Source organism: Paraburkholderia sp. (genome assembly GCF_036488505.1).
Classification (GTDB): Bacteria; Pseudomonadota; Gammaproteobacteria; order Burkholderiales; family Burkholderiaceae; genus Paraburkholderia.
The window spans coordinates 1-4,101 of record NZ_DASXHN010000183.1 but is presented as its reverse complement, the minus strand read 5'-3'; the positions used below and the strand labels follow the sequence as shown (position 1 = coordinate 4,101).

General features: G+C 66.3%; 6 protein-coding genes. All 6 read left to right on the top strand.

The genetic code is table 11. From position 1 onward, the window contains the following. Positions 1 to 259, top strand: a 259-nt coding sequence (locus VGH68_RS10700) for a CheR family methyltransferase (RefSeq protein ID WP_331603578.1), incomplete at its 5' end; no start/stop codon positions are given. Then, on the top strand, positions 256 to 969 hold the full coding sequence (gene cheD, locus VGH68_RS10695; protein ID WP_331603577.1) for a chemoreceptor glutamine deamidase CheD: 714 nt from the start codon (positions 256 to 258) through the stop codon (positions 967 to 969). The genes VGH68_RS10700 and cheD, both read left to right, overlap by 4 nt. Positions 970 to 974: 5 nt before the next feature. Beyond that, entirely contained in the window at positions 975 to 2,063 is a 1,089-nt protein-coding gene (locus VGH68_RS10690) for a chemotaxis response regulator protein-glutamate methylesterase (RefSeq protein ID WP_331603581.1), read from the top strand. A 60-nt stretch (positions 2,064 to 2,123) separates the two neighbouring features. Next, positions 2,124 to 2,519: a chemotaxis response regulator CheY gene (gene cheY / locus VGH68_RS10685; RefSeq protein ID WP_331603576.1), complete on the top strand. Its 396-nt coding sequence runs from the start codon at positions 2,124 to 2,126 to the stop codon at positions 2,517 to 2,519. Positions 2,520 to 2,538: 19 nt separating this feature from the next. Continuing rightward, complete coding sequence (gene cheZ, locus VGH68_RS10680) at positions 2,539 to 3,231, top strand: protein phosphatase CheZ (RefSeq protein WP_331603580.1); 693 nt, start codon at positions 2,539 to 2,541, stop codon at positions 3,229 to 3,231. A gap of 396 nt (positions 3,232 to 3,627) precedes the next feature. Beyond that, a partial coding sequence (locus tag VGH68_RS10675; protein WP_331603575.1) for a DUF2844 domain-containing protein occupies positions 3,628 to 4,101 on the top strand: 474 nt, incomplete at its 3' end.

Sequence of the window (4,101 nt, the reverse complement as noted above, 5' to 3'; positions counted from 1 at the left end):
GATCTTCTGCCGCAACGTGATGATCTATTTCGACAAGCCGACCCAGGGGCAGGTACTCGCGCGTTTCGAACCGCTGATGAAATCGGGCGGCCTGCTGTTCGCCGGTCACTCGGAGAACTTCACCTACGTGACGCAGGCATTCCGGCTGCGCGGTCAGACCGTCTACGAACTGACGCGCGACACGGGCTCCGGTAGTGCCGCGGCTGGCGCGGCGCACGGCGCGGCCACGCGCGACACGGCGAGCAGGGTGACAGCATGAGCAGCGCGTTGCCGATCGCTTCCAATCTCTATTACGACAACCACTTCCAGCGCCCCGGCGTGAAGTTGCTGCCCAATGAGTTCTACACGACGGGCGAGGACATGGTGCTCATGACCGTGCTCGGCTCGTGTGTCGCGGCCTGTATCCAGGACCGCACCGCGGGCATCGGCGGGATGAATCACTTCATGCTGCCCGACGACGGCGCGGACGTCGGCCACGCCGCGTCCGATTCGATGCGCTACGGCGCGTACGCGATGGAGGTGCTGATCAACGAGCTGATCAAGGCCGGCGGCCGGCGCGAGCGCTTCGAAGCCAAAGTGTTCGGCGGCGGCGCGGTGCTCGCGGGCATGACGACGATGAACATCGGCGATCGCAACTCGGCGTTCGTGCGCCGCTATCTGGCCACCGAGAAAATCCGCATCGTCGCCGAAGATCTGCAGGGCTCGCATCCGCGCAAGGTCGCGTTCATGCCGCGCACCGGTCAGGTGATGGTGAAGAAATTGCGCTTGCAGCAGGAAGCGGGCGTGGCCGAGCGCGAACAGGCGCTCGTGAGGCAAAGCGCCGAAGCGCGCGCCGAGCGGCTCGCGGCGGCGCGCAAACGGGTCGAACTGTTCGCGAAGCCGGCCGCCGCGCGGCCGGGAATCGAGCTGTTCGGCGCGAGCCCGCGCCCGAATAATTCCAACAACGCCAGAACCACAGAGGAGGCGTGAGCGCTGTGCAGAAGATCAAGGTACTGTGCGTCGACGATTCGGCGCTGATTCGCAGCCTGATGACCGAGATCATCAACGGCCAGCCGGATATGACGGTGGTCGCGACCGCGCCCGACCCGCTCGTCGCGCGCGAGCTCATCAAGCAGCACAACCCGGACGTGCTGACGCTCGACGTCGAAATGCCGCGCATGGACGGGCTCGACTTCCTCGAAAAGCTGATGCGCCTGCGGCCGATGCCGGTCGTCATGGTGTCGTCGCTGACCGAGCGCGGCAACGAGATCACGCTGCGCGCGCTCGAACTCGGCGCGGTCGATTTCGTGACCAAGCCGAAGGTCGGCATTCGCGACGGCATGCTCGACTATTCGGAAAAGCTCGCCGACAAGGTTCGCGCGGCGGCCCGCGCGCGGGTGCGCCATGCGGCACCCGCGCAGCATGCGGCCACGCCCGCCGCGCAGGCGGCGGTGGGCGCCGCGCCGTTGTTCAACAATCCGCTGTTGAGTACCGAGAAGCTGATCATCGTCGGGGCGTCGACGGGCGGCACCGAGGCGATCCGCGAGGTACTCGTGCCGCTGCCGCCCGATGCGCCCGCGGTGCTGATCGCGCAGCACATGCCGCCCGGCTTTACGAAATCTTTCGCGCAACGCCTCAATGGTTTGTGCCGGATTACCGTTAAAGAAGCAGAGCACGGCGAACGCGTGCTGCCGGGTCACGCGTATATCGCGCCCGGCCACGCGCATCTGTTGCTCGCGAGGAGCGGCGCGAACTATATTGCGCACCTGTCCGACGACCCGCCGGTGAACCGGCATCGTCCGTCGGTCGACGTGCTGTTTCGCTCGGCCGCGCAGCATGCGGGTAAGAACGCGGTCGGCGTGATTCTGACCGGCATGGGGCGCGACGGCGCGGCCGGGTTGCTGGAAATGAAAAAGGCCGGCGCCTACACGCTGGCGCAGGACGAAGCGAGCTGCATCGTATTCGGCATGCCGCGCGAGGCCATCGCGCTAGGCGCCGCCGACGAGATCGCCGCGCTGCCGGAAATGAGCCGGCGTGTGATGGCGCGTTTGTCGGCGATGGGCGATCGTGTCCAGCGGGTATGATGCGGGCCGGACAGACTCGAGCGGCGGCTGGCCGCCTATGGATCAAGCAAAGGGAAACAAATGGATAAGGGAATGAAGATTCTGGTGGTGGACGACTTTCCGACGATGCGCCGGATCGTCCGCAACCTGCTGAAGGAGCTGGGCTACTCGAACGTCGACGAAGCCGAAGACGGCCAGGCCGGTCTCGCGCGTCTGCGCAGCGGCAGCTACGACTTCGTGATCTCGGACTGGAACATGCCGAATCTCGACGGTCTGGCGATGCTCAAGCAAATCCGTGCCGACGCGAACCTCACGCATCTACCGGTGCTGATGGTGACGGCCGAGTCGAAGAAGGAAAACATCATCGCGGCGGCGCAGGCCGGCGCGAGCGGTTACGTCGTCAAGCCGTTCACCGCCGCGACGCTCGACGAGAAGCTCAACAAGATCCTCGAGAAGATGGCGAAAGCCGGGAGCTGATGTGACGCCGCCGACCCAAATGCCTGGCGCCGACGCGGCCAGCGAGAGCATCGACTTCGCGTCGGACCGCATTCTCGCCCGCATCGGTCAACTGACGCGCACGCTGCGCGATTCGATGCGCGAGCTCGGGCTCGACAAGCACGTCGAGCGCGCGGCGGAAGCCGTGCCCGATGCGCGCGATCGTCTGAAGTACATCGCCGACATGACCGAGCAGGCCGCCGAACGCGTGCTGTCGGCAATCGACATCGCCAAACCCGTGCAGGAGCAGTTGCAGAAGGACGCGGCCGAGCTCGACGCGCGTTGGGAGCAGTGGTACGCGTCACCGATCGAGCGCGAAGAAGTGCGCGCGCTGATGAACGACACGCGCACCTTCCTGGGTGGCGTGCCCCAGGCGACCAGCGCGACCAACGCGCAACTGATGGAAATCATGCTCGCGCAGGACTTCCAGGATCTGACCGGCCAGGTGATCAAGAAAATCACCGACGTCGTTTATCTGATCGAGCAGCAACTGCTCGGTGTGCTGGTCGAGAACATCGCGCTCGAGCGGCGCGAGCAATTCGCGGCGAACGCGGCCGCGCTCAAGGCCGAGGCGTCGCCGACCGGCAGCCCCGAACATCTGCTCAACGGTCCGCAGATCAATCCGGAAGGCAAGACGGACGTGGTGCAGGATCAATCGCAGGTCGACGACCTGCTCGCCAGCCTCGGCTTCTGACCTGGTCCGGCGTCGATGCCGGGCCGTTTCTTCCTGATCGGCTGTTCGGCGCGGCGGTCTTTTTTACCGCCTGTTGGCCGCCGTCCCTCGGTGCCGTCGTTTTTCCCACGATCGGCGCCAACCGCGCGCTGAAGGTTGAACCGGCACGCGCATTCCGGACAGTTTCCCGGCGGAAATAGACGGTAAGTCGCCCGCGCCGGCCGCCGGCTGTCGGCTGCCACGATCCGCAGGCATACTACCGGGTCAACGCGGTACGGCGCCCGCCATCGCAGCGCCGTGCGGTCGCACGGTGAAGACATCCCACGCTCGCGGCTGCGGCGGTGCCGTATCATCAGCCTACTGGCAGCCGGTTCGCCTGTCCGGCGAACCGCGCTGCGGCTCGGGAGGAGCATCGTCATGTGGAGTTGCGTACGTCGCGCCGGCAGGATCGCGGCGCTGGTCTTGCCATGTTCTCTATGCGGTTTGATAGCCGCGCAGTCCGCCCATGCGGCGCTGGGTAGTACGCCGATGACCCCGCCCGCGGACGCTTCGGTCACTTCCCGCCTGGTGCAACCGGCGGGCGGCGCCGCCCAGAGCGTGATGCGCTCCGCGTCTGGCGCGAACGCGGCGGCGTCTTCCACTGCTTCGTCAGCATCGTCTTACACGGTACGTGAGACCACGCTGGGCAACGGCACGGTGGTCCGCGAATACCTCGGCACCGACGGCGCCGTCTTCGGCATCGCGTGGCATGGCCCGCAGATGCCCGATCTGAGCGATCTGCTCGGCAGTTATTTCCCCCAATATGTTGCCGGCGTGAAGGCGGTGCGCGCGGCGCGTGGCAACACACGCGGCCCAGTCAGCGTCGCTCAGAGCGGCCTCGTGGTGCGCTCG